The organism is Ruegeria sp. O6 (assembly GCF_056535045.1).
The window spans coordinates 13,589-35,613 of sequence record NZ_JBQERM010000007.1 but is presented as its reverse complement, the minus strand read 5'-3'; the positions used below and the strand labels follow the sequence as shown (position 1 = coordinate 35,613).

Here is a 22,025-nt window from a genome sequence, read left to right as displayed (position 1 = left end):
CCAACGTGGCGTGCCTCAGACAAACCGCCATGCTTCCAGTTGGCAAAAGGGAAAAGCGGCAGTATCGGATCCGAGCTGCTACAAAACGTAACGGCTCAAATCTGCTGATTTGGTCAATTCACCCAGATTGTCGTCCACGAATTGTGCGTCGACAGTTATTTCTGTTCCGGCCCTGTCTGGTGCAGCGAATGACAGCTCTTCAAAGACCCGTTCCATGACTGTGTAAAGTCGCCGCGCACCAATGTTTTCAATGCTCTGGTTCACGTCGGCTGCGATCCGTGCCAAGGCGGCAATACCATCTTCGGTAAACCCAACCGTGACCTCTTCGGTGGCCATGAGGGCTGTATACTGCCGGGTCAGTGCGTTATCGGTTTCAGTCAGGATGCGCACGAAGTCTTCCTCGGTCAGCGCGCGCAGCTCTACCCGGATGGGCAGACGGCCTTGCAGCTCGGGCAAAAGGTCTGACGGTTTGGCGATATGGAACGCACCGGATGCGATGAACAGGATGTGGTCGGTTTTCACCGGACCGTGTTTTGTCGAGACGGTTGTGCCTTCGATCAGGGGCAGCAGGTCGCGCTGCACACCTTCGCGACTTACATCACCACCACGTGCTTCTGTGCGGGCGCAGACCTTGTCAATCTCGTCCAGAAAAACGATGCCATTCTGTTCCACCGATTCCAATGCGGTGCGGGTGACCGTCTCATCGTCCAGCAGCTTGTCTGCCTCTTCTCCGATCAGCACGTCATAGCTTTCGGCGACAGTAAGACGTTTCCTGACAGTACGCCCGGCAAACGCCTTGCCAAAGATATCGCCCAGATTCATCATCCCCATCTGACTGCCAGGCTGTCCCGGAATGTCGAACATCGGCATCGGGTTTGAACTGTCCGCGACGTCCAGTTCGATGACCGTCTCATCCAGTTCACCCGCCTTGAGCTTTTTGCGGAACATCTCTCGTGTGCCTTCACGGGCATCCGTACCAGCGATGGCGTCAATCACGCGGTCTTCGGCGGCTTGATAGGCTTTGGCCTTGACGTCTTCGCGCATGAATTCCCGTGTTTGTAGAATGGCGGCATCGGCCAGATCGCGAATGATTTGTTCCACGTCGCGACCGACATAGCCAACCTCTGTGAACTTCGTGGCTTCGACTTTGATAAAGGGTGCGCGCGCCAGCTTGGCCAGACGGCGGCTGATCTCGGTCTTGCCGACACCGGTCGGGCCGATCATAAGGATGTTCTTTGGATACACCTCTTCGCGAATATCGTCCGGCAACTGCTTGCGACGCCAGCGGTTGCGTAGGGCAACGGCCACAGCGCGCTTGGCATCCTTTTGCCCGATGATGAAACGATCCAGTTCCGAGACAATCTCGCGCGGGGTCAGGTCGGTCAAAGGGCAATCCTCTCGGTCGTATTTGCGTGATGCGGTCTAGGTAATCATGGCTTTGACGAAAACAAGCAAACCGCAGGTCTTGGCCGCGTTGGTTAACAATGCCTCATGCGGTTTGCAAATCCTTTGCTTGGGGAAAACACGAACCCTCTGTTACGGTTGCGTCAGGGTTACGAGCGTCAGGAGCATACAGAATGACGAAGATTGCCAAGATTACCCTGTTGTTTGTGGTGTTTGTGGATCTGATCGGGCAAGGCCTGGTCTTTCCCATCATCAATTCGCTGATCATGGAAACGAACTCGGGTTTCCTGCCTGAAAGTACGCCTGTCGGCCGCAGGCATTTTTACTACGGTCTGGTGATCGGATGTTTTTTCCTGTCGTGGTTTCTGGGTGTTGTTTATGTCTCGAAAGTGTCTGACTCGATCGGGCGAAAGAATGCGTTGCTGGTCTGCCTTGGGGGGGCGTTGGCCGGATATGCGCTGACCATTGTGGCGCTTTATCTCAATAACCTGCTTCTGCTGATCGTCGGCCGTTCGATTACCGGGTTCACTGCGGGCAATCAGCCCATCGCGCAGGCAGCGATGATCGATGGCAGCACTGACGCGTCTGACCGGGACCGAAACATGGGCTACATCGTGACAGGTGTCAGCTTTGGCCTTGTCGGCGGGCCGATCATCGGCGCGGTTTTGTCGGATTCGGCGCTGTTTGGCGGCTTTGCCACGCTGAAAACCCCGTTCTATGGCGCGTTCGTGTTGGTGTTGACCGCGATTCTTCTGGTGCTTCTGTTTTTCAAGGACACCCGAACCAAGCGCGAGCCCTTTGTGTTTCGTCCCCGCGATATTACCGACAGTCTGATCGCAGTTGGCGAACACCCTTTGGTTCTGAAAATCTTGCCGGTCTATTCGTTTTTCATGATCGCCAATGTCACATTCTACGTGTTTGTCGACAATTTCCTGACCAGCGCATTCGGGTATGGGGTCATCGGGGGCAGCGTGGCGATGGTTGTCATCGGTGTGGCGTTGGCCTTTTCCAGTACGTTCCTGGTGAAGCCTGCCCAGGAAAGGTTCAGCAAACACGCGATCATTTACACGTCGCTTGTGGTGATGGTCATTTGCGGGTTTGCCTTTGCCTTCAGCCCAAGCGGTGTATTCAGCTATGTCCCCGTGTTTTTCTTCTATTTCCTGTTCGGCATCGCCTATCCAACGCTGTTGGGCCTGTTCTCCTCAAGCGTGAGCGAGGCGGATCAGGGCTGGGCCATGGGCGTGGCCACCGCCGTGTTCTGTCTTGCGGGGGGGATCATGTCATTGATCGGTGGCGGGTTGATGAGCATCGATATCCGCGTGCCCTATTACATCGTGATCGTAGCGGCGGTCCTGGGGCTGGTCGGCATGCACCGTCGATGGAAAGGCAAAGAGATCAAGGCGCTTTTAGCCTGAGATCGTCTCAACCGTCAGGTTGCCATTGGTGTAGACGCAGATATCTGCTGCGATGGCCATGGATTGCCGGGCGATGTCTTCTGCGGATTTGTCGCTGTCCATCATGGCACGCGCGGCGGCCAGAGCGAAATTGCCTCCCGACCCGATGGCAGCCACATTGTGTTCGGGTTCCAGAACGTCCCCTGCCCCGGTGATGACAAGAAGATCTCTGCCGTCTGTCACGATCAGCATCGCCTCAAGCTTTTGCAGATACTTGTCGGTGCGCCAGTCCTTGGCGAGTTCAACCGAGGCGCGGGCCAGTTGACCGGGCGTAGCCTCAAGCTTGGCTTCGAGCCGTTCCAGCAATGTGAAGGCATCCGCTGTCGATCCGGCAAAACCTGCCACGACCTCGAACCCTCCGGGAGACAGGCGGCGCACCTTGCGCGCAGTGCCCTTGATCACGGTTTGACCCAGACTCACCTGACCGTCGCCGGCAATGACGACATGACCGTCCTTCTTGACGCCAATGATCGTTGTGCCGTGCCAACCGGGAAAGTCGTTATCTGCCATGATCGTCTCCGCTTTTGCTGGCGGTATATATGGGCCGGACCGGTTGTTGGCGCAACCCATTGCCAAACTGCCCAAAAGATATGCAAAAAATGCAATTCGGGGTTACCGGACCAGCAATTGTGAGTCCGGCCAAGCGGTACTAGATGAGGCTCACAACCGACAACGGGTCGGCTGTTTCTTCAATAAGGACTGCGCACATGGCAACTACAGCTAATATTCATGCGCCGCTCGGAGCAGCTACCATCCTGCACGTGGCGGACGTTTTCATCAATGCATTCGACAATGTTGTCGCATGGAATGAAGCCCGTAAAACACGGAACCTTCTGTCGGAACTCAGCGACACGCAGCTGGACGATATCGGTCTGAGCCGCGCGGATATCGCTAAAATCTGATCCAACCGACAGATCGTCAAACCGAACCAGCCGCCCGGATTTCCGAGCGGCTTTTTCGTTGCTCAGCCCTGGGCGTATTTCCCGGCAAGATCGGGCAAAAAGGCCTCGACCGCAGCAGTTGCAATGACGTGCAGAGTGCCAGCTTCTTCATCGGCGATATCCATACCACCTTTAACCGCGCGAACCTCGGCCCGGCCCCGTGGCAAGTCGACAGCAACCAACTCGCAATTCACCTGTTCCGGATTCTGAACGCCGATTGTCACGCGCACGCGCATTTCGTTGTGATCGATCCCCAGTTTTGAAAACAGCGTGATGGATGAATGATGCAGCGCGTCCTGAACCGCGCGGCGGGCTGCTTTGGTATAATCCTGACCATAAAGGTCATTGCCAGTGCCCATTTCCAGGATGATCCGCTTTTCACTCATTGCGTCGGTTCCATGTCGAAAGAAACGATCAGTGCAGCATTGGCGATGACCGTGTGGCCGTCGCCATGCGGTTTTTCGATGTCCAGCCCACCCTTTGTGACGGTAATGTTGGGCTGGCCATAAGGGAAAACGGCTTTGAGGGCGTCGGTATCCACTTGATCCGGCTGCTGCACGCCGATTTCGGCATCGATGATCATCGCCTCTTTCGGGAAACCAAACAGTTCGGCCATATTGACCGAGTTGTGCCACAGTGCGTCCCTGATCGCCCGCAGCGACGCTTCGGTATAGTCCATTCGGCGCAGGGATGTGCCCATCCCGAATTCTACAAGAACGCGCGTTTTCGCCATTGGTTTCCCCGCCGATTCAACAAAAAAGGCGCCCCGATCAGAGGCGCCTTTCGAACAATTCGTTATCGCCAGATTAGATGGATTCGTCGATCCAGCTTTGCAGCGCGGCTTTGGGGGCAGCGCCTGCGCGGTTCGATACAACCTGACCGTCCTTGAAGATGAACAGCGCCGGAATGCCGCGCACGCCCATGGCGGCGGCAGAGTTCGGGTTGTTGTCCACGTCCACCTTGGCGATCTTGACCTTGCCGCCATATTCGGCGGCCAGCTCTTCCAGTGCCGGACCGATCTGCTTACAGGGTCCGCACCATTCGGCCCAGAAATCCACTACAACTGGAACGTCCGAGTTCTTGACTTCGGCGTCAAAGGTTTCGTCGGTGACGGCTACGGTCGACATATTATGTCTCCTGAATGAAATGCGCTTGGGTTGTGAAGGTAGGGGCGGCAGTAGGCAAGGTCAAGATATCTGGGTGCAGGCCAGGGCATCTGTCACAAGATCGTGTGGCAGCCACATAAGATTTGCCGTTCTTGTCCAGAGGATTGCGGTGCGTATCTTATGGTTTGGATAGATCTGCGACAGGGCCTGCGCATACGCGCCCATTTGGCGAAGTAACCCTTCGGGGCAATCTTTGACCCGGTTCGGAACGGTGGCATTTGATTTGAAATCAATCACATGGACATCGGTGTCTGTCACGATCAGGCGGTCGACAATCCCATACATTCGCTGCCCGTTCAGGTCGGCAGTAACAGGTATTTCGGCCAATGTGTCCGGCGTGAAAATGTGTCGCAGGCTTTCGGATGTCAGTACGCCTGTGACTTCGGTCAGCAATGCGCCCTGATCCTCTTGCCTCATGTCGGGCAGCAGGCGGGCACAAAGCTCTGGCCAGTGGTTCTGCGTGACTTTGGGCAGATGCTCAAGCAGCAGGTGCACGCGGGTTCCGCGCAGTTTAGCAGCGTCTTCATCCATACCAGCGTCACCCGGCAACGCCTTGGCCCCACCCAGATCCGAAGGGCTGATAGAGGCTGCCGGTACAACTGGTTCCGGTGCGGGGTGCAGGAACATGTCGGGCAGTTCTGCATGTTTGGCCGATGCAACTGACTGCTCGACCAATGGCAACCCATCCCAGTCGCCATGGGACAGCCGACGTGTATCTGAACCAGGCAGTTGCGTTGCCCCGGCCTTTTCCATCGCCGCCTCTACCATCTGGTACCAGCTGTTGCCATCTTTACCCAGATCACCCGCCGCCGACACGATCAGCCACTTTTCGGCCCGTGTTAGAGCCACATATAGCAAGCGAAGCCGCTCGTTTTCCTCGCGGGTGCGCGCCTCTGACCGGGCGTGAGTGATCAGGTTTGGCGATTGGTCTGCCGAAACCTTCCACAGCGGTGTCCCGTCTGCCACCATGATTTCGGCGTCGCGTGGCGGCTGACGTTTGCCGGTATCCGGCAGAATGACGATCGGAGCCTCCAGACCTTTCGAGCCGTGCACCGTCATCACCCGGATCATATTGCCGACCCCGCTCATCTGTCGTTTGATTTCCAGATCGTCGGTCTGCATCCAGACCAGAAATCCCGTCAGGCTGGGGATATCCGTCCGCTCGTAGGCCAACGCCTGCGACAGCAGGGCATTGATACCGTCTTCTGCCTCGGGTCCCAGTCGGCCCAACAGGTTTCGCCGCCCGTCATGTCGGGTCAGAATGCGTTCGATCAGGTCATAGGGGCGCAGAAAGTCGATCTGACTGCGCAGATCGTTCAGCACGGCCAGGGTTTTGGGGAAATCGTCGGCGCGTCTGCGCAAAGCAGCCCACAGGAATTGCTCCTCCCGCCGATGGGCCAGATCGAAAAGCTGCTGCTCGGACCATCCGAACAGTGGGGATTTCAGAACTGTCGCCAGCGACAGGCTGTCTTCGGGCGTGGCCAGAAAGCTAAGCAGCGCAGCCAGATCCTTGACCGCAAGTTCGGCACCCACTTTCAGCCTGTCCGCCCCGGCGATGGGAAGCCCGGCAACCTTGCAGGCGCGAATGATTTCGGCAAACAAGTCGGACCGGCGTTGCACAAGGATCAGAAAATCACCCGGTTGCACTTTGCGTCGAACAAACTGGCCCTGCGTGTCCCCGTCTTCAGGGATCGTTTCGCCGCCATCGATCATTTCTTTGATCGTCTCAGCCACCCGTTTGGCCAGAATAACGGTATGATGCCGCGATCCGGGCCGGTCCACCGGATCGGTCCAATCCCCCTCTTCCGCGTCTTCGACTTTCTCGACGACGGGCCAAAGATCAACCCGACCGGGCAAATCGGATTTGAAGGCGCGGTGCTGGCTTTCCTTCTGAAATCCCGCATCGGCGCGGTTCTCAAAAAGCGTGTCGACCAGAGACAAGATCGCGCTGGAGGATCGGAATGAATATTCCAGCGTCGAATCCCACAGTTTAGAGCCTGATTCAGCGAGTTTTCGGTCAAACTCTTCCTGCATCCGGTCAAAAGCTTGCGGGTCGGCGCCCTGAAAGGAATAGATCGATTGCTTTTTATCGCCGACCACGAAAATCGTGCGCTCGACCCCTGATCGGGCCCCTTCCCCACTGGTGAATTCCTGAGCCAGTTTTTCGACCACATCCCATTGATCGGGGCTGGTGTCTTGCGCTTCGTCGACAAGAATGTGGTCGATACCCCCGTCTAGACGGTACAGCACCCATTCGGCCACCGCCGGGTCATTCAGAACCTGACGTGCGCGCAGGATCAGGTCGTCGAAATCCAGCCACCCCCGCAACTGCTTGCGGCGTTCATATTCCGGTAGAAATGCAGCGGCAAAGCGGTGCAAAACGGCGGTTTTCTGGGCGGCAACCAGCGCCAGTCGGCGTTCACGCGCAGCCTCGACTCGCAGCATGAGAGCTTCGAGTTGAGGCATCCGGTCAGTCAGCGCACCTTCGCGAAGGGGCTTGGTGGGAAAGCCGTTGATCTTGGCGGTAAACGGTTCTTTTGCGCCTTTTCCGGTCAGCAGCACGTCTTCCAGCATGGGCAAGTGAGCCAATCGTGCGCCGGTGAACCCTGCCAGCCTTGCCGCAGCCTTGGCATTATTGCCGCCACTTTCGAGCAATACGGGCAGCATTGATTGGATCAGCTGGACCTCACCACCCTGAAAAACGCTTTGGAACAACGCATTATCGTCGAAATGCGAGGGCAGTTCGAAGCGTTGCAGAAGATCAGACCAATCCAGTTGCTGCGCGAACAGGTTGCGTTTCTGGGTGATCGCCGCAGTCAGCTTGTCAAAGCCTGTATCGGTGACAAACCGGGCCACGTCTTCGATCAGCCCGGCCTGCGGGCCTTCTGCAAAATCTTCAACAATTTCTTCCCTTAGCAAAGCTGCCGCACGGTCTTCCATTTCCGAAAACTGCGGGCTGACCCCTGCCTCGAGCGGGAAACGACGCAGCAACGAGGCGCAGAAAGAGTGAATTGTCTGAATCTTCAAGCCACCCGGCGTCTCAATGGCGCGGGCAAACAGGGTGCGCGCTTGGGCCAATCGATCTGAATCGATGGTGCCAGTCACGCCCAATTCGGCCAGGTCCTTTTGCAGCCTGGCATCTTCCAGCATGGCCCATTTGCCAAGACGGTCAAACAACCGGTTCTGCATCTCGCTGGCAGCGGCTTTGGTATAGGTCAGGCAAAGAATGTGCTGCGGTTGGACGCCACCCAGCAGCAGGCGCGCCACCCGATCGGTCAGAACCCGTGTCTTTCCAGACCCCGCATTGGCGGCCAGCCAGGTCGAGGCATCTGGTCGCGCGGCCTGCACCTGCCGTTCGGTTGCTTCGTTGCGCGCGCTCATGTCAAATCCTCGGGGCGCGTTTCGGCTGTCCGGTCCCACTCGCCGAACCTGGCCAGATGATCATAGTCACCGATATCCGTATCCTTGTGTAGCATTCGGCGGGACGAATACCCCTGATCAGATTCTAAATAAGCCGAAATCAGCTCTTTCAGCTCGGCTAGAACCTTGTCGGCGGGTTCTTTCAGCAGCGGCGCGGGCACCTCTTTATAGGCACCACCCATCCCGATGAAGATCGCCTCTGCCACCGCCATCGGGTCAAGCCCTTCGATACCGCCCTGCTCGGCCATTGCGGCCTCGATCAGCAATTGCTTGTCGAATTTGGACTGCTGGCTTTCTGTCGGAGGCGCGCCGGTTTTATAGTCGATGATCCGCAAGGCCCCCCGGCTGTTGTGATCGATCCGGTCGGCGCGCCCTGTTATGGTGAAGTCCAGCGGGTTCAGCACCAGCTTCATCGCCGCTTCAAAGGCCACTGGCCCGCCATCACCCCGGCGCGAAAGTTCGGCGCTGATAAAGTCGTCTGCGATCCGTTCCAGTCGCGCAAGCCACAGGTGCCGCGCCGTGGGCCAGGCGACATGCTGCTCCAGCAATGCGTGCGCGCGCTTCAGGAAATTCTCACGCGTCAGCAAGGCGTTGTCGAGCACGCTATCCTTGACGAAATGTTCGAGGATTTCGTGGATTACGATCCCCCGCAGCAACGCGTCGGGTGCCTGGACAAGCGGGTCGAGAGGTTTCAAACGCAGCACATGCTTGGCATAGATGGCATAAGGATCGCGAATTAGCCGCTTGATTTCCGTTACTGACAGGTGACGTGGACGCGCGGCAACTGGCGGGCGCGGGGATGGGCGTTGCGCGGGGTCAATGCGCGGCGCGTCTTCCAGAGCGTCGGACCAATTCAGCCAGTTTTGGCCACGGGCGCGCATTTCGGCCAGCGCTTGGGGGCCACCCTGCTCAGGCAGGCCTTGCAACAGGTTTGTCAGCCGGTTCACCCAACGGGACGGCACCGTTTCCGCATCGTCCGAGCGGGTTGCGCGGGTTAGCCAGACCTCGGGCGCGCCGATGGCCTGTTGAAAATCATGCGCCGACAGGCCAATCCGCCGTTCGGGCAGCAACAACCCCGCTTTGTCACGCATCTGCCGGTTCAGCCAGGGGTCAGGAGCCGGAGCTTCTGGCCAACTGCCTTCGTTCAATCCGCCAAGGATCAACAGGTCCGCACCTTGTACCCGCGCTTCGAGTGTGCCCCAGATCATGATATGCGGATGTGGCGCGTCGCGGTCGCGGACCTCTTCCCCTGCAAGCAACGCGCCCAGAAGATCGGCAAAATCATGGGCTGTCATCGGCCCGCCATGTTGCGCCTCATCCCTGAGGGAATTCAGCACTGCCAGTGCCTTTTGACCCGCGTTCTTGTCCCACAACGTGCCGGTTTCACCTGCACTGCCAGCCGAGATCGCCTCGGCCAGTGTTGTGACCTGATCTACCCAGTCGGAAAGCGCCAACTCGCCACCGATCTGTTGATCGCAGAAGTGGTGAACAACCCATTGAACCCAGGCCTCGGGGGCTTCTTTGCGTACTGCAAATGCGGTGAGGCTGGTGCCATCCGGAAATGGCGGGCCATTGCGGCGCAGGTCCAGTTCCAGATCACGCGTGTGCAGCAAATGGTTACCGCGTTCACTGCCGTCATGGCACAAAGGGTGTTTTAGCAAGGTAAGCAGCGCCTCGCCCTCCAGACGGCGCGTGAACAGACCAGCCACATGTCGCAGAAACCGGCCCGGAGGAGAGAGTTGCAGCGGCAAACCGGCGCTGTCATCCGCCAGAATGTTCCACCGATCCAGCGCGGCGCTGACCTGACGGGTCAACATGCGATCGGGCGTGATCAGGGCGGCGGTCTGACCGGTTTCAGCAGCCTTTCGCAGGCGCAGGGCAATGGCCAAAGCCTCGTCCCGCGGTGATTGCGCCTCGACCAGTGTCAGGTCTTTGGTTGCGCCGAGTAGATCAGCCAGTTTCGGGCCTTCGCTCATCCAGGCATCGGTGATCGGGGCCGGGCGCAAAGCCAGGGAAACCAGACGGTTACGGGCAGGCGAGGGGGCGTTCAGGTCTGTCCAGGGGGTGATCTGGCCGGGTGACAGGCCCAGCCCGCGCATCAACTTGCGAAACCGGTATTGCGGATGATCTTCCGAAGTCAACGCATCATCCAACCCTTCCCAAACGTGATCCGGCTGGTCGAAATCGTATCCGGGCAGTACCAGCGCCCCTTGCGGCAAGCGCGCGACGGCGTCCATCAGCATCAGCGTGGTGCCGCGCGAACCGGTCGACCCGGCCAGAATAACCGGATGCAGGGGGGGATCGGTTTGCCAGCGGGCGATCAGGTTTTCGACCACGCGGCGTTGGCGGGCCTGCGCGTCCATCACCTGCGAGCCCGTGTCAATGAAATGATCTGCGATACCAATAAAGGTCTGAGCCCGCGCCCAATGGCCGGACATGTCGCTGACATCCAGCCCCCGGATTGTGTCCGGCGACACACCTTCACCCTGCATTTCGTCAATCAGCGCCGCCAGACTGTCGGACAGGTCAAAAACCGACGACCGCGCGGCCAGATCCGGTTGTTGTTCCAACAATTTGGCGACCAGCTGTGTCAACTCCAGACGCCGCCGAAGGGGCGGAATGGCAGGTGGAATATGCGCCAGATCAGCACTGTCCCCCAGATCGGTAACCAGAGAGATGCGGGGCAGCAGGCAAGGCGGCCCCTGATTGAACAGATCACGTACGCGCCGCTCCATGCGTCGCGTGTTCAACACCAGTTCCACCCGCGCCAAAGCCTCGGGCGGACCTGAACAACGCCGCTTCAGACCGTCGACCAACGCCTTGGGGAAATCCGTACCGGGTGGAACAGCGAAGACGCGGGGAAGGGGTTCGGGGTCAAACATCGGCCAGCAAATCCTCGGCCAGAGCGATCCCATCAGGGTGACCCACATCACACCAGCGCCCGGGATACTCGATGCCGAACAAACGCCCCTGGCCGTGCATCTGGTTCCAAAGCAGATTCAACGAAAACGCTGGCTGCGAGAAGGCGTGCAACCCTTGTGTCTTGAGAATCTGTGCACCCCCGTAAACCAATCCGGGTCCACGCGTGATCCGCCCCAACGGATCAGCGGTAAAATCACCCGGCCCGTCGTGACCAATGGCCTGCGCAGTCGGAACACACATCAAAAGCGCATCCATGCGGGACGGGTCCCATGCGTTTTGCAGCAGTTTCAATGGATTTGGGCCGGACCAGATTGCATCGGTATTCAGGGTGAACACAGGGTCGGTGCCCAGCAATGGCAGGGCTGCGCGCAACCCGCCGCCGGTTTCCAGAATCTCCGGCTCCTCCCGCGATATCAGAATGCCTTTAGGCCCGAGATGCGCGTCGAGCTGATCGGCGTGGTAATGCACGTTTGCCACTGTGCGAACAGGGCCAAGGTTGTCGACAAGGTCCAGCGCATGGTTGATCAGGGGGCACCCGGACACTTCGATCAGCGGTTTGGGTCGGTCCTTGGTCAACGCGCCCATACGGGTGCCAAACCCGGCGGCAAACAACATTACGGCAAAGGGCGATCCGGTCATTGCGGCCACAGCCTGGCCAAATTCTGAGGTGTTGGTCGGGGCAGAGCGTCGTGCAACAGCGAGGCCACCGAAACAAGGGCAGGGTGTTCCAGATCCCGCATGAGGTGCGACCAGACCGCCGGGATCATGTCCAGATATTGCGGCTTGCCGTAATCGGTTGCCAGCCGCGAAAAACCGCCCAGGATGCGAAGATTTCGCTGCGCACCCAATACGCTGTACGCGGTCCGAAACTCGTGATCGTCCATACCTGATCCTGCAATATAGCGGTTGATCATCTGCATTTCTGTCCCGACCGAAACATCGCGGCGAATGTCCTGAAGCAAGGACACCAGATCATAGGCGGGGTGCCCCAGCATGGCCAATTGGAAATCCAGCAATCCGACGCGCCTTATGCCGTCGCGCTCGGGCAGCCAAAGAAGGTTTTCTGCGTGATAGTCCCTTTGAATGACAACTTTGTCCCCAGAGGTTTCACGGTGCAAAATATCAGCAAACCGAAGTTCGAACCGGTCCAGAACGTCCTGATCAAAATTGCCCTGAATGCCCGCGGCATATTTCGTAAGCGCCAGCGCCGCCAGGTCCGTCATCAGGGCCGGGTCGTAGGACGGTAGCGACAATACTGGGGCCTGATGCAAGTGAAGCAACACGTCTGTTGCGGCCTCGTACAAAAGGCGTTCTTTGGACGGGTCTTTTTTCAGGACGCGTGCAAACAGATCATCACCCAGATCTTCCAGCAGCAGAAATCCATATTCAGCGTCTTCTGCGTAAATCTCGGGCGCACTCAGGCCAATTGAACGCAGATACTCGGCAACACGCACAAACGATTCGACGCTTTCGCCCTTGTCAGGTGGTGCATCCATCAGGACAGCCGTTCGCCCACTGAACGGATCGGTCACGCGTTCGTACCTGCGGTTCGATGCGTCGCCGGCCAGTGGTGCACGCGTTGCACCGGCCCAAGGAGTTTGCGCAATAAGGGCCTCTGCCAGGATTGTCCTGTTTGTCATCCTGCACTCTCCAGCTTTTCTACCCATTTCGGATCGGTCCATGACAAGGACACATGGCGGGTTTCTTCTGTGTCAGGGTCTGTTTCGAAGGCCAGCTTTAACGAAGCGGCAGGGGCTAGTGCGCCCAGCTTTTCCGGCCATTCCACAAGGCAGATTGCTGTGTCCAAGGCATCGACCAAACCCAGTTCATCCACATCCTCCAACGCGTTCAGCCGATAAAGATCGCAGTGCCAGATCTCACCCGCCGGGGTGTCATAGGTCTGAACCAAAGTGAATGTGGGTGATGGCACGTCTTCCGGTTCAGGCATGAGTGATTGAATGAGGCTGCGTGCGAAATGCGTTTTGCCGCTGCCGATTGCACCGCTAAGCAACAGGACATCCCCGGCATCAAGCGAAGACCCGATACGGGCCGCGAAATCTGCGGTTTCATCGGGCGAAATAAACGTCAGGGTTTGGGGGGTCGTCGTCATGGCGTCACAATGACGTTCTGCCTAATCGGCTGCAACCCCGGTTCAGGCGCTGATCTGTTTCATCGGAGCTGTTTTTGTCAGAATATCCACGGGTGCAAACCGCACGATCGTCGCACCATTATGAACCGGTGAAACCGTGCAGTCCAAAGTGATACCTGACCGCATCCGGATTTCAGCCGTCCATTCCGCCCGATTATCCCGCATTTCGACAAAATCCCGGATCTCTCCAAGGATCGGCGTAGCGACACAATGGTCCTGCCAATGCCGCGTGACATCGGTGATGGTGTCGGTCTGAAAGCCGATTTCCTGTGCGCTGCCCCAAAGCTTTTCGTAGGCGTAGTTGGTAAGGGCCAGGGTTCCATCATCGGCAAATACAGCGATTGCATCGGCCAGCTTGTCCAATATGGATTGCATCAGATCCATCTCGGACCGGAAGCGGCGCGTCAACGTGATTTCGGCAGTAATATCTTCGAACAGAAACGCAACGGCCCCGTCGGGATGTGGCCTGCCGCTTACAGAATAAACCGAGCCAGAGGGAAGCGACCATGTTTCGTGATAGTTTCCGCCCTCGGCCGCTTCGAGCAGGTCGTTCATCTGACGCCGCCAGGTGCGGTAGTTCTTGGGTTCTGGCATCATGTGCTGATCCCGAAGCCGATCGAAGAAACTGCTGATATTCGGGCGGCAGCTGAGGAAATCCGGCGGCAGCGTTGTCAGATCGATCAGGGCTGGGTTGAACAGCGCCAGTTGCCGGTTGCGGTCAAAAATGGCCAGGCCAATCGAAAGTTGAGCAAAGGTCTTGGTCATGGTCTGCACGAACTTGCGTTGCGCAGTTTCAGCTTCGACAATGGCGTTGATGTCTGTGGCGTAACATAACCGCCCGTCGTCCTGTTCGATCTGCGTCAGATCGAACCACAACTTGCTGTTGGACCCAGTCACATCTACCGAAACCCTTGATTTTCCAAGCGACGGCGCATCAGAGGTGCCCGGAAACAGCGGGGCAGTCAGATCGGCATCCTGACCACGCGCCCGGCGAACAAGCGTGACATAAGTCGCATTGCACCATTGCACCTGGCTGTTGTGATCCAGCAACCATACCGGATAGGGGGCCTGTTCCATGGCCAGACGGCTCGGTTCACTCAGCGTGCTTGACCCAGTCGGAGAAATTCTGGCCGGTTCGTGCAGACGCACGCGGACAATCCCGTCGATCCATTCACACACGATTTCGCGTTCGACTGTGCAATCAATGGCCGAGATTACCAGTACATTTTGATCGCGAACCTTTTCGGGTGTTTCGGGGAAGGTGGGGAAATCCCTTTGCAGCAGGCGGCGCAAGTCCTGCCAGCTTCCAACATGTTCGAACCCGGCAAGCGCGATATCGGAGTGGCTGATCAGGTGATCACCATCAAACAGGAATACCGCATCGAACAGGGATGTTGTCGAAAACAAACCAAAGACATCGTCGCGTCGCGTCTGGCGTGGCAATAACCACTGCACGGCAAAGCATCCCGATACCAGGCTGATCGCGGCCAGAATGATCCAATCGGCCATGAATATCCCCAAGGTAGAACAAACCCCGGCTGACTATGGGCAGGATAGGTTAACGGCTCCTTAACTCACACCTGAATGCGTTTGTTGGAACCGGATGGAACCGGCGTGTCACCCTTTTGCGCGTCAATCAGGTTGCGCGGCCACGAGACTTTGACGATCGCGCCTGTCCGGTCCTTGTGATCAGTCAGATGCTGATACGGATCCGTGCCATTTGCGAATTTCAGCTCGGCACCGCTGCGTTCCAGCAACGTTTTTGCGATGAACAGTCCCAGTCCCATGCCTTCGTATTCCGGCCGGGTTCGCAGGTCGGCTTCGGCCCGTCTGCGGCGCATGAAGGGGTCACCGATGCGTCCAATCATGTGCGACGGGTAGCCTCGCCCGTCATCCATGATGCTGACGGTGATCCTGCTGTCTGTCCATTCGGCTTCGACCCAGACATTCGCGCGGGCAAAGTCCACGGCATTCTGGATCAGGTTGCGAAGCCCGTGAATAATCTCGGGCTTTCGCAGGATCGAGGGTTGCAGCACGTCTCCGTCCTGCACCGGGCCTTCCGAAAAATGAACGACCTTGCCCCGGTCAACATGTGGCTCGGCGGCTTCGTTCACCACCGTCGAAAGCGGAGCCTGCCGCAAATGCAGGTCATCTTTTCCGGCACGACCCATATCGCGTAGAATGTCGCGGCACCGATCGGCTTGTTCGCGGATCAAGGCGGCATCTTCCTTGAGGTCGGGACGGTCGTCCAGCTCTTCGATCAGTTCCGCACTCGTCAGTTTGATCGTGGCCAGGGGGGTGCCCAGCTCGTGCGCGGCGGCGGCGACCACGCCGCCAAGATCGGTCAGCTTTTGCTCGCGCGCCAGTGCCATATGGGTGGCAGCCAGCGCTTCGGACATGGACTGAACCTCGGAACTGACGCGGTGAGAATAAGCACCGATAAAGACGATGGCGATAATGATAGCAGCCCAGTTGCCAAACAGCAGGATTTCCGGAATGTCCAAAACCACCCCGACGTTGGTTCGCAGCGGCAGGTGGAATTCCGCCAGCAAAGTGGTCAGAACAATCGCAACAGCCCCGACAATCAAGGTCGACCGTGTGCTCATCACATTGGCGGAAATCGTGACCGGCCCCAAAAGCAGAAGCGCAAAGGGGTTATTCAGCCCGCCCGTCAGATACAGCAAGATCGACAGTTGCAGCAGGTCGAACAAAACCATCAGGAAGTTTTCGAACTCGGACATCCGCTTGTTCTGTGGAAACAACAGAATGGCAGTCAGGTTACCCATGACCGAGATCCCGATGGCCAGATAGCACAGGCCCAGTTCCAGCTGCACGTGATAGTATTGCTGGGCCACGGTGATGGCGGTGATCTGACCAAAAATGGCAACCCATCGCAACAGGATCAGGGTACGCAGGCGGATCCAGCTGCTGCGTTCCTGGCCGCGCCAAAAAGTCTGATTGGAATCTGCCATTGGTCGCTTATGTCCTGTTGCAAAGGCTGGTCATCTTGTTAGGTGTCCCGGCCGAAACGATCAACAACTCCTTGCGACCGGAAAACCGAAATGACCCGCCTATACGCAATTCTTGCAACTCTCGTTCTGGCCATCGGTCTTGGTGCGATGTGGCTTTTGACGCGTGGGGGCGGTTCCGGCGACCAGTTTGCACAGTGCCGATCCGGGCAGATTGCCGGGGGGACCGCTGCTATCGGCGGGCCGTTTGAACTGGTGAATGGCAAAGGTGAGACGGTGACCGACAAAGACGTGATCACCGAACCCACACTTGTCTATTTCGGCTATACATTCTGCCCCGATGTCTGCCCGTTTGACATGTCCCGCAACGTTGAGGCCGTGGATATCCTGAACCAGCGCGGGCAGTCGGCAACGGCGCTGTTCATCTCGATCGATCCCGAACGGGACACGCCCGAGGTTGTGGATGATTATGCCTTCAATCTTGGCGGCAAGACGATTGCGTTGACCGGTTCGCCCGAACAGGTCAGGGCGGCCAGCAAGGCTTACAAGACCTATTACAAGGCACAGGATAAAAGCGACGAATTCTACCTTGTTGACCATTCCACCTTCACCTATCTGGTGACGCCCGAACATGGTTTCCTTGAATTCTTCAAGCGCGACGACACCGCCGAACAGATGGCGGACAAGGTCGGGTGCTTTCTGGAACAGGCTGCGCCTTAACAAGGTTGTTTGACCTTTGTTTCTGCGCTGCTATTACTCATGTTTAAGCCAAAGGCATGAAATAGCGGAAAGACCTAACATATGGCAGACAGTTCTCAGCTTGATATCGGCCCTGACAAATCCTTGCTTTTGGTGGATGATGACGAGCCGTTCCTGAGACGTTTGGCCAAGGCCATGGAAAAGCGTGGGTTCGAGGTTGAAACCGCAGGATCCGTCGCCGCAGGCCGCGCAATTTCCACCGCCCGCCCACCGGCTTACGCGGTTGTTGACCTGCGACTGGAGGATGGCAACGGTCTGGATGTGGTTGAGGTTTTGCGCGAAAAGCGCCCTGACAGCCGGGTCGTGGTTCTGACCGGGTACGGGGCGATTGCGACTGCGGTTGCTGCCGTAAAAATCGGCGCAACCGATTATCTGTCGAAACCCGCCGACGCCACCGACATCACCAATGCGCTGCTGGCCAAGGGTGACGAATTGCCCCCGCCGCCGGAAAACCCGATGAGCGCGGACCGCGTGCGTTGGGAGCACATCCAGCGGGTTTATGAGCTGTGCGACCGGAATGTCAGTGAGACCGCACGGCGGCTGAACATGCACCGCCGGACCTTGCAGCGGATACTAGCGAAACGCAGCCCGCGTTGAGACTATAACCTAATCACCGCAAAAAACCCCACTCAGCGTCACTGAAGGGAACACTTTATTTCAGCGCAAAGCTGCTGTGTCAGGTGACGATAACCGATTGGATTGGGGTGTAGGCCGTCCGATGTCCACTTGTCGATGTTATCACTATACCCGGGAGGGGAGTTGAGAAACGTGCAGTTTCCCATCTCCAAGCAAGCTTGTTGTGCTGCAATGTTGTAGGTGGTTCGAAACGTTTCGTTTTCGATAGTCCAAGTTTCGCTTGCGACAGGCAGAACGGCACGCCAGATCAATCTGTCTACGGAGGTGAACACATCCGCTAACTGCTTAACATATTTCGGAATCTCCTCCAGAGGTGTGTCGTTCAGGGCGTCATTAACCCCAACACCCAAGTACCAGACCGGAACATGAGTGATGAGCTCCGGGTGTACCCTTGCTATTAAGCCTTGGGTTGTGTCCCGACTGATTCCCAGATTCAATGCGTTTGAAACGATGTTGCTGGTTAGCCATCCCTCGATGATGGAATCACCAATAAATGCGATTTGAATATTCGGTGACGCTAGAGCTTGGGAAATCGGTCGTTTGTGCAGCCACACCATTGTCTGATAGTGTTTAGTTTCTGTGACGGGAGTATGCGCTCCGGTAAGCTTGCGTACTGTCTTCGCCAGATACCCAGTTCTGATCAACACGGCTGCTAGCGCCAGGATCAGCACCAAATTTGTTGCAAGCAAGATCCGGTTCCCAATCGGCCGTTTCGCGCTCATTTCACCATTTCCTTTAGCTGTTCAGGTTGCAAGTCGCTAAAGTAGCGCGAGAAGCACTGTGTGCCGATCTGTGTAGGCTTTCCTTACTTCGACCGGTGGTCTCAACGTAATCTCCAATCCCTCCATCACCGCTTTATCCGGGCGACCAAAGAATTTCGTCGCCTCAGCCTCGGAAAAGCCCGCGATCTGGGTGGCCTCCATCCAGGCGCTGATCTTGTCGGCTTTCTTGATCTGCCGCTTCACCGTTTTCGGCACCGCGGCTGGCAGGCCGAAGCGGATGTGAATTGCTGCCGCCAGACGGTCATCCAAGGCGCCGTAACCGGGGCCCACAGCGGATTTGACCGGCGAAATCATGTCGCCGATCACGTATTCCGGCGCATCATGTAACAGGGCTGCCAACCGCCACTTGACGGGTGTCTTGGGGGCAATTCTGCCGAAGAGTTCCTCAACCAACAGGGAGTGTTCGGCCACGGAATAGGCGAAATCGCCGCGTGTCTGCCCGTTCCAGCGCGCCACAAAAGCAAGCCCATGGGCGATATCTTCTATCTCGATATCCACCGGGGTCGGGTCCAGCAGGTCCAGCCGACGCCCCGATAACATGCGCTGCCATGCCCTGGGTTGTGTTGCCATTTTGCTATGCCTCGCCTGACCGGACGCGATTGCGCCATATTTTTGTGTTATGATGTACCTGTCTGGATCACTTGCTGCCAACAGTTTCTTGAGCATTTGTGCTTTGAAACGGCGCGCCATGATCCCGACATCAAAACCGAGGGGGGCACATGCTTCTCCCGGTGTGCTCCTCTCGACCGTGAAACGCGAAACGATAGGAGTTTGTCATGTTCAAGCGTTTATTCGCCATTGCCTTGACCTTTGGAATGGCCGCGACCGCCCCACCAGCTTTTGCCCGAAGTTGCGCAGATCGCGACGATATTGTCACCAGATTGCAGGAAAACTACGCCGAAGAATTGGCCTTTGGCGGTTTGCAAAAGACGCGCGACGCGCAATCTGTGATGGAGGTCTGGGCCTCGAAGGAAACGGGCAGTTATACCGTTTTGGTAACCAATGCGAACGGAATCAGTTGTATTGTTGCCGTTGGCACAGATTTTTTTGAAGCGATACCAAAGATAAAAATCGAAGGCACGCCAAGCTGAAAGCGGCCAGCAGGCTTCCGGTAACAGTCTTCAAAGTTGCCACCTGCCCCAAGGAGTGCTAGGGGCAGCCGGGACTGTGATTTACCGAAAATGGAGCGCCTGATGGCCGTGGACTATATCGTTAAAGACATTTCGCTGGCCGGGTTCGGCCGCAAGGAATTGGATATTGCCGAAACCGAGATGCCGGGACTGATGTCCCTGCGTGCGGAATATGGGGACAGCAAGCCTCTGACAGGTGCGCGTATCGTTGGGTCGCTGCACATGACCATCCAGACCGGCGTTCTGATTGAAACGCTGGTTGCGCTGGGTGCGGATGTGCGCTGGGCGTCGTGCAACATCTTCTCGACTCAGGACCATGCCGCCGCCGCGATCGCCGAGGCGGGCATTCCCGTCTTCGCCATCAAGGGTCAGACGCTGGAAGAGCATTGGGATTATCTGGATAAATCCTTCCTGTTTGAAGATGGTCCGAACATGATCCTTGACGATGGCGGCGACGCGACCCTGTACATCCTGCTGGGCGCACGTGCCGAAGCGGGCGAAGACATCATCCCAGTTCCGGGTTCGGAAGAGGAAGAGGTGATCAAGAAGCAGATCGCCAAGCGCATGGCGGCCAGTCCCGGTTGGTTCACCAAGATGCGCGACCAGATTCAGGGCGTGTCCGAGGAAACCACCACCGGCGTGAACCGTCTGTATCAGCTGGTGAAAGACGGCCATCTGCCGTTCCCGGCGATCAACGTGAATGACTCGGTCACAAAATCGAAATTCGACAATAAATACGGCTGTAAGGAATCGCTGGTTGACGGTATTCGCCGCGCCACCGACACCATGATGGCCGGTAAGGTTGCCGTGGTTTGCGGCTATGGCGACGTGGGCAAGGGCTCGGCCGCCAGCTTGCGTGGCGCGGGTGCGCGCGTGAAGGTGACCGAAGTTGACCCGATTTGCGCGCTGCAGGCTGCGATGGATGGGTTCGAAGTGACCTTGCTGGAAGACGAAGTTGCCAGCGCGGATATCTTCATCACCACCACCGGCAACAAGGACGTGATCCGCATCGAGCATATGCGCGAGATGAAGGACATGGCCATCGTTGGCAATATCGGTCACTTCGACAACGAGATTCAGGTGGCTAGCCTGAAGAACCACAAGTGGACCAACATCAAGGAGCAGGTGGACATGATCGAGATGCCTTCGGGCAACCGTCTGATCCTGCTGTCTGAAGGCCGTCTGCTGAACCTTGGCAATGCCACAGGTCACCCGTCTTTCGTGATGTCGGCTTCGTTCACCAACCAGGTTCTGGCACAGATCGAACTGTTCACCAAAGGTGACCAGTACGAGAACAAGGTCTACATCCTGCCCAAGCATCTGGACGAAAAAGTGGCCCGCCTGCATCTGGATCGCATCGGCGTGAAGCTGACGAAGATGGATGCGGATCAGGCGGCGTACATCGGTGTCAAACCGGAAGGTCCATACAAGCCGGAACACTACCGCTACTGATTGTCGTCTGACGATGACGCAGAACAACGGTCGCCGCCGGTTTCTTTACTCGGCGGCGTTCTTTGTTTTCAGGGTTCTGGTTGTGGTGATCGTGCTGGGCGGCGGCGGCTGGGTGCTGTTGGCGCATCCAAAGACACCGGTGCCATCGCACTGGAACCCGTTGCGCGACCTGAAAGTCAGCGCGCCGGTCACGCCGGTCACCAGGTATCAACTGAACCGCGCCGTGGCGGACGAAACCCAGTGTCGGGCTACGTTGGCCGAAGCGGGGGTTCATTTCGAGGCGATGGAGGATCTGGTCATTGACCAGAACTGTGGCATTGCCGCACGCGGCCTTCTGACCCGACTGGCCACCTCGCATATCGAAGCCGTTGAAACCAGTTGCGCCACGACATTGCGGCTGGCGATGTGGGAACACCATGTCGTGCAGCCGGTCGCGCACGAACTGCTTGGAACCGGTATTGCCCGATTGCGCCATGTCGGAAGTTACAATTGCAGGCGCATGCGCACCCTGAAGGGTGAAAACAACGGATGGAGCAGCCATGCCCGTGCGGACTCGATCGATATCATCGGTGTAGAGACGAGCGATGGCCGCGTGCTGACCCTGTTAAAGGACTGGCACGGCTCTGGCGCCGAACCCGCGTTCCTGCGACAGATCTGGCGGGGCGCGTGCGACTGGTTTCGTGTGGTTCTGGGCCCGGACTTCAATCGCTTGCACGCGGATCATTTCCACCTGCAAGGTTCTGGCTGGGGGTACTGCAGATAGGTCTTGCATTCTGTGCCTTCCAGCCCCCGTTAAGGGGGAGGAAACGCAGTTTTTTATCCTTTTTGGCAGACCTGTGAC

At 57.5% G+C, this 22,025-nt stretch carries 21 protein-coding genes; 7 read left to right on the top strand and 14 right to left on the bottom strand.

Going from position 1 to position 22,025, the window contains the following annotated elements; genetic code table 11:
• Nucleotides 1-78: 78 nt before the first annotated feature.
• Nucleotides 79-1,386: an ATP-dependent protease ATPase subunit HslU gene (hslU, locus tag ACR0DY_RS10955; protein WP_480546084.1), complete on the bottom strand. Its 1,308-nt coding sequence runs from the start codon at nt 1,384-1,386 to the stop codon at nt 79-81.
• 191 nt (nt 1,387-1,577) lie between these two features.
• Between hslU and ACR0DY_RS10950 the strand changes: the two genes are divergently transcribed.
• On the top strand, nt 1,578-2,819 hold the full coding sequence (locus ACR0DY_RS10950; RefSeq protein ID WP_480546085.1) for an MFS transporter: 1,242 nt from the start codon (nt 1,578-1,580) through the stop codon (nt 2,817-2,819).
• Here the strand turns inward: ACR0DY_RS10950 and hslV are convergent.
• On the bottom strand, nt 2,811-3,368 hold the full coding sequence (hslV, locus tag ACR0DY_RS10945; protein WP_480474424.1) for an ATP-dependent protease subunit HslV: 558 nt from the start codon (nt 3,366-3,368) through the stop codon (nt 2,811-2,813). The genes ACR0DY_RS10950 and hslV overlap by 9 nt on opposite strands.
• 197 nt (nt 3,369-3,565) lie before the next feature.
• Here hslV and ACR0DY_RS10940 point away from each other — a divergent pair, with 197 nt between their 5' ends.
• Entirely contained in the window at nt 3,566-3,760 is a 195-nt protein-coding gene (locus ACR0DY_RS10940; protein WP_209505251.1) for a DUF1127 domain-containing protein, read from the top strand.
• Nucleotides 3,761-3,822: 62 nt separating this feature from the next.
• Here ACR0DY_RS10940 and ACR0DY_RS10935 read toward each other — a convergent pair whose 3' ends face one another.
• The 10 genes from ACR0DY_RS10935 to regB form a co-directional block, all read right to left on the bottom strand.
• Nucleotides 3,823-4,185 (bottom strand): Lin0512 family protein, encoded by a 363-nt coding sequence (locus ACR0DY_RS10935; protein WP_480482586.1) that lies wholly within the window; start codon nt 4,183-4,185, stop codon nt 3,823-3,825.
• On the bottom strand, nt 4,182-4,532 hold the full coding sequence (locus ACR0DY_RS10930; RefSeq protein ID WP_209598521.1) for a Lin0512 family protein: 351 nt from the start codon (nt 4,530-4,532) through the stop codon (nt 4,182-4,184). Before ACR0DY_RS10930 ends, ACR0DY_RS10935 begins: the two co-directional genes overlap by 4 nt.
• Nucleotides 4,533-4,605: 73 nt before the next feature.
• On the bottom strand, nt 4,606-4,926 hold the full coding sequence (gene trxA / locus ACR0DY_RS10925) for a thioredoxin (RefSeq protein WP_209505247.1): 321 nt from the start codon (nt 4,924-4,926) through the stop codon (nt 4,606-4,608).
• A 60-nt stretch (nt 4,927-4,986) separates the two neighbouring features.
• A complete protein-coding gene (addA, locus tag ACR0DY_RS10920) occupies nt 4,987-8,346 on the bottom strand; it encodes a double-strand break repair helicase AddA (protein ID WP_480546086.1) in 3,360 nt (1,119 codons plus the stop codon).
• Nucleotides 8,343-11,267 carry a double-strand break repair protein AddB gene (gene addB / locus ACR0DY_RS10915; protein ID WP_480898259.1) on the bottom strand — a complete coding sequence of 975 codons (2,925 nt, stop codon included), beginning with the start codon at nt 11,265-11,267 and terminating at the stop codon, nt 8,343-8,345. Before addB ends, addA begins: the two co-directional genes overlap by 4 nt.
• Entirely contained in the window at nt 11,260-11,946 is a 687-nt protein-coding gene (locus tag ACR0DY_RS10910; protein ID WP_480898257.1) for a nucleotidyltransferase family protein, read from the bottom strand. Before ACR0DY_RS10910 ends, addB begins: the two co-directional genes overlap by 8 nt.
• Nucleotides 11,943-12,947, bottom strand: coding sequence for an aminoglycoside phosphotransferase family protein (locus ACR0DY_RS10905; RefSeq protein ID WP_480898256.1), 1,005 nt, complete (start codon nt 12,945-12,947; stop codon nt 11,943-11,945). The genes ACR0DY_RS10910 and ACR0DY_RS10905 overlap by 4 nt, the downstream gene beginning before the upstream one ends.
• Nucleotides 12,944-13,417 (bottom strand): tRNA (adenosine(37)-N6)-threonylcarbamoyltransferase complex ATPase subunit type 1 TsaE, encoded by a 474-nt coding sequence (gene tsaE, locus ACR0DY_RS10900; RefSeq protein ID WP_480898254.1) that lies wholly within the window; start codon nt 13,415-13,417, stop codon nt 12,944-12,946. Before tsaE ends, ACR0DY_RS10905 begins: the two co-directional genes overlap by 4 nt.
• 42 nt (nt 13,418-13,459) lie before the next feature.
• The gene (locus tag ACR0DY_RS10895) at nt 13,460-14,965 is read right to left on the bottom strand and encodes a PAS-domain containing protein (RefSeq protein ID WP_480898251.1); all 1,506 of its coding nucleotides are present in this window, start codon (nt 14,963-14,965) and stop codon (nt 13,460-13,462) included.
• Between the two features lie 65 nt (nt 14,966-15,030).
• A complete protein-coding gene (gene regB / locus ACR0DY_RS10890) occupies nt 15,031-16,428 on the bottom strand; it encodes a sensor histidine kinase RegB (RefSeq protein ID WP_480546091.1) in 1,398 nt (465 codons plus the stop codon).
• A gap of 90 nt (nt 16,429-16,518) precedes the next feature.
• On the opposite strand from regB, the gene ACR0DY_RS10885 reads away from it, so the two are divergent.
• Together ACR0DY_RS10885 and ACR0DY_RS10880 are read left to right on the top strand one after the other, a co-directional pair.
• Nucleotides 16,519-17,145 (top strand): SCO family protein, encoded by a 627-nt coding sequence (locus ACR0DY_RS10885; RefSeq protein WP_480546092.1) that lies wholly within the window; start codon nt 16,519-16,521, stop codon nt 17,143-17,145.
• Between the two features lie 81 nt (nt 17,146-17,226).
• On the top strand, nt 17,227-17,781 hold the full coding sequence (locus tag ACR0DY_RS10880; RefSeq protein WP_050604676.1) for an ActR/PrrA/RegA family redox response regulator transcription factor: 555 nt from the start codon (nt 17,227-17,229) through the stop codon (nt 17,779-17,781).
• A gap of 38 nt (nt 17,782-17,819) precedes the next feature.
• Here the strand turns inward: ACR0DY_RS10880 and ACR0DY_RS10875 are convergent, their stop codons facing one another.
• Complete coding sequence (locus ACR0DY_RS10875; RefSeq protein ID WP_480546093.1) at nt 17,820-18,542, bottom strand: SGNH/GDSL hydrolase family protein; 723 nt, start codon at nt 18,540-18,542, stop codon at nt 17,820-17,822.
• A 36-nt stretch (nt 18,543-18,578) separates the two neighbouring features.
• On the bottom strand, nt 18,579-19,172 hold the full coding sequence (locus tag ACR0DY_RS10870; protein ID WP_480482603.1) for an HD domain-containing protein: 594 nt from the start codon (nt 19,170-19,172) through the stop codon (nt 18,579-18,581).
• Nucleotides 19,173-19,378: 206 nt separating this feature from the next.
• On the opposite strand from ACR0DY_RS10870, the gene ACR0DY_RS10865 reads away from it, so the two are divergent.
• The 3 genes from ACR0DY_RS10865 (at nt 19,379) to ACR0DY_RS10855 (ending at nt 21,947) form a co-directional block, all read left to right on the top strand.
• Nucleotides 19,379-19,693, top strand: a complete 315-nt coding sequence (locus ACR0DY_RS10865) for a hypothetical protein (protein ID WP_480482605.1) — start codon at nt 19,379-19,381, stop codon at nt 19,691-19,693.
• 102 nt (nt 19,694-19,795) lie between these two features.
• On the top strand, nt 19,796-21,184 hold the full coding sequence (ahcY, locus tag ACR0DY_RS10860; RefSeq protein WP_267366313.1) for an adenosylhomocysteinase: 1,389 nt from the start codon (nt 19,796-19,798) through the stop codon (nt 21,182-21,184).
• 13 nt (nt 21,185-21,197) lie between these two features.
• A complete protein-coding gene (locus ACR0DY_RS10855) occupies nt 21,198-21,947 on the top strand; it encodes an extensin-like domain-containing protein (RefSeq protein ID WP_480482607.1) in 750 nt (249 codons plus the stop codon).
• Nucleotides 21,948-22,025: the final 78 nt, after the last annotated feature.

What these genes read in the sequence shown, in the direction of transcription:
- ACR0DY_RS10950 (WP_480546085.1), top strand. Translation starts at nt 1,578, where the DNA reads ATGACGAAGATTGCCAAGATTACCCTGTTGTTTGTGGTGTTTGTGGAT.
- hslV (WP_480474424.1), bottom strand. Translation starts at nt 3,368, where the DNA reads ATGGCAGATAACGACTTTCCCGGTTGGCACGGCACAACGATCATTGGC.
- ACR0DY_RS10940 (WP_209505251.1), top strand. Translation starts at nt 3,566, where the DNA reads ATGGCAACTACAGCTAATATTCATGCGCCGCTCGGAGCAGCTACCATC.
- ACR0DY_RS10935 (WP_480482586.1), bottom strand. Translation starts at nt 4,185, where the DNA reads ATGAGTGAAAAGCGGATCATCCTGGAAATGGGCACTGGCAATGACCTT.
- ACR0DY_RS10930 (WP_209598521.1), bottom strand. Translation starts at nt 4,532, where the DNA reads ATGGCGAAAACGCGCGTTCTTGTAGAATTCGGGATGGGCACATCCCTG.
- trxA (WP_209505247.1), bottom strand. Translation starts at nt 4,926, where the DNA reads ATGTCGACCGTAGCCGTCACCGACGAAACCTTTGACGCCGAAGTCAAG.
- addA (WP_480546086.1), bottom strand. Translation starts at nt 8,346, where the DNA reads ATGAGCGCGCGCAACGAAGCAACCGAACGGCAGGTGCAGGCCGCGCGA.
- addB (WP_480898259.1), bottom strand. Translation starts at nt 11,267, where the DNA reads ATGTTTGACCCCGAACCCCTTCCCCGCGTCTTCGCTGTTCCACCCGGT.
- ACR0DY_RS10910 (WP_480898257.1), bottom strand. Translation starts at nt 11,946, where the DNA reads ATGACCGGATCGCCCTTTGCCGTAATGTTGTTTGCCGCCGGGTTTGGC.
- ACR0DY_RS10905 (WP_480898256.1), bottom strand. Translation starts at nt 12,947, where the DNA reads ATGACAAACAGGACAATCCTGGCAGAGGCCCTTATTGCGCAAACTCCT.
- tsaE (WP_480898254.1), bottom strand. Translation starts at nt 13,417, where the DNA reads ATGACGACGACCCCCCAAACCCTGACGTTTATTTCGCCCGATGAAACC.
- ACR0DY_RS10895 (WP_480898251.1), bottom strand. Translation starts at nt 14,965, where the DNA reads ATGGCCGATTGGATCATTCTGGCCGCGATCAGCCTGGTATCGGGATGC.
- regB (WP_480546091.1), bottom strand. Translation starts at nt 16,428, where the DNA reads ATGGCAGATTCCAATCAGACTTTTTGGCGCGGCCAGGAACGCAGCAGC.
- ACR0DY_RS10885 (WP_480546092.1), top strand. Translation starts at nt 16,519, where the DNA reads ATGACCCGCCTATACGCAATTCTTGCAACTCTCGTTCTGGCCATCGGT.
- ACR0DY_RS10880 (WP_050604676.1), top strand. Translation starts at nt 17,227, where the DNA reads ATGGCAGACAGTTCTCAGCTTGATATCGGCCCTGACAAATCCTTGCTT.
- ACR0DY_RS10875 (WP_480546093.1), bottom strand. Translation starts at nt 18,542, where the DNA reads ATGAGCGCGAAACGGCCGATTGGGAACCGGATCTTGCTTGCAACAAAT.
- ACR0DY_RS10870 (WP_480482603.1), bottom strand. Translation starts at nt 19,172, where the DNA reads ATGGCAACACAACCCAGGGCATGGCAGCGCATGTTATCGGGGCGTCGG.
- ACR0DY_RS10865 (WP_480482605.1), top strand. Translation starts at nt 19,379, where the DNA reads ATGTTCAAGCGTTTATTCGCCATTGCCTTGACCTTTGGAATGGCCGCG.
- ahcY (WP_267366313.1), top strand. Translation starts at nt 19,796, where the DNA reads ATGGCCGTGGACTATATCGTTAAAGACATTTCGCTGGCCGGGTTCGGC.
- ACR0DY_RS10855 (WP_480482607.1), top strand. Translation starts at nt 21,198, where the DNA reads ATGACGCAGAACAACGGTCGCCGCCGGTTTCTTTACTCGGCGGCGTTC.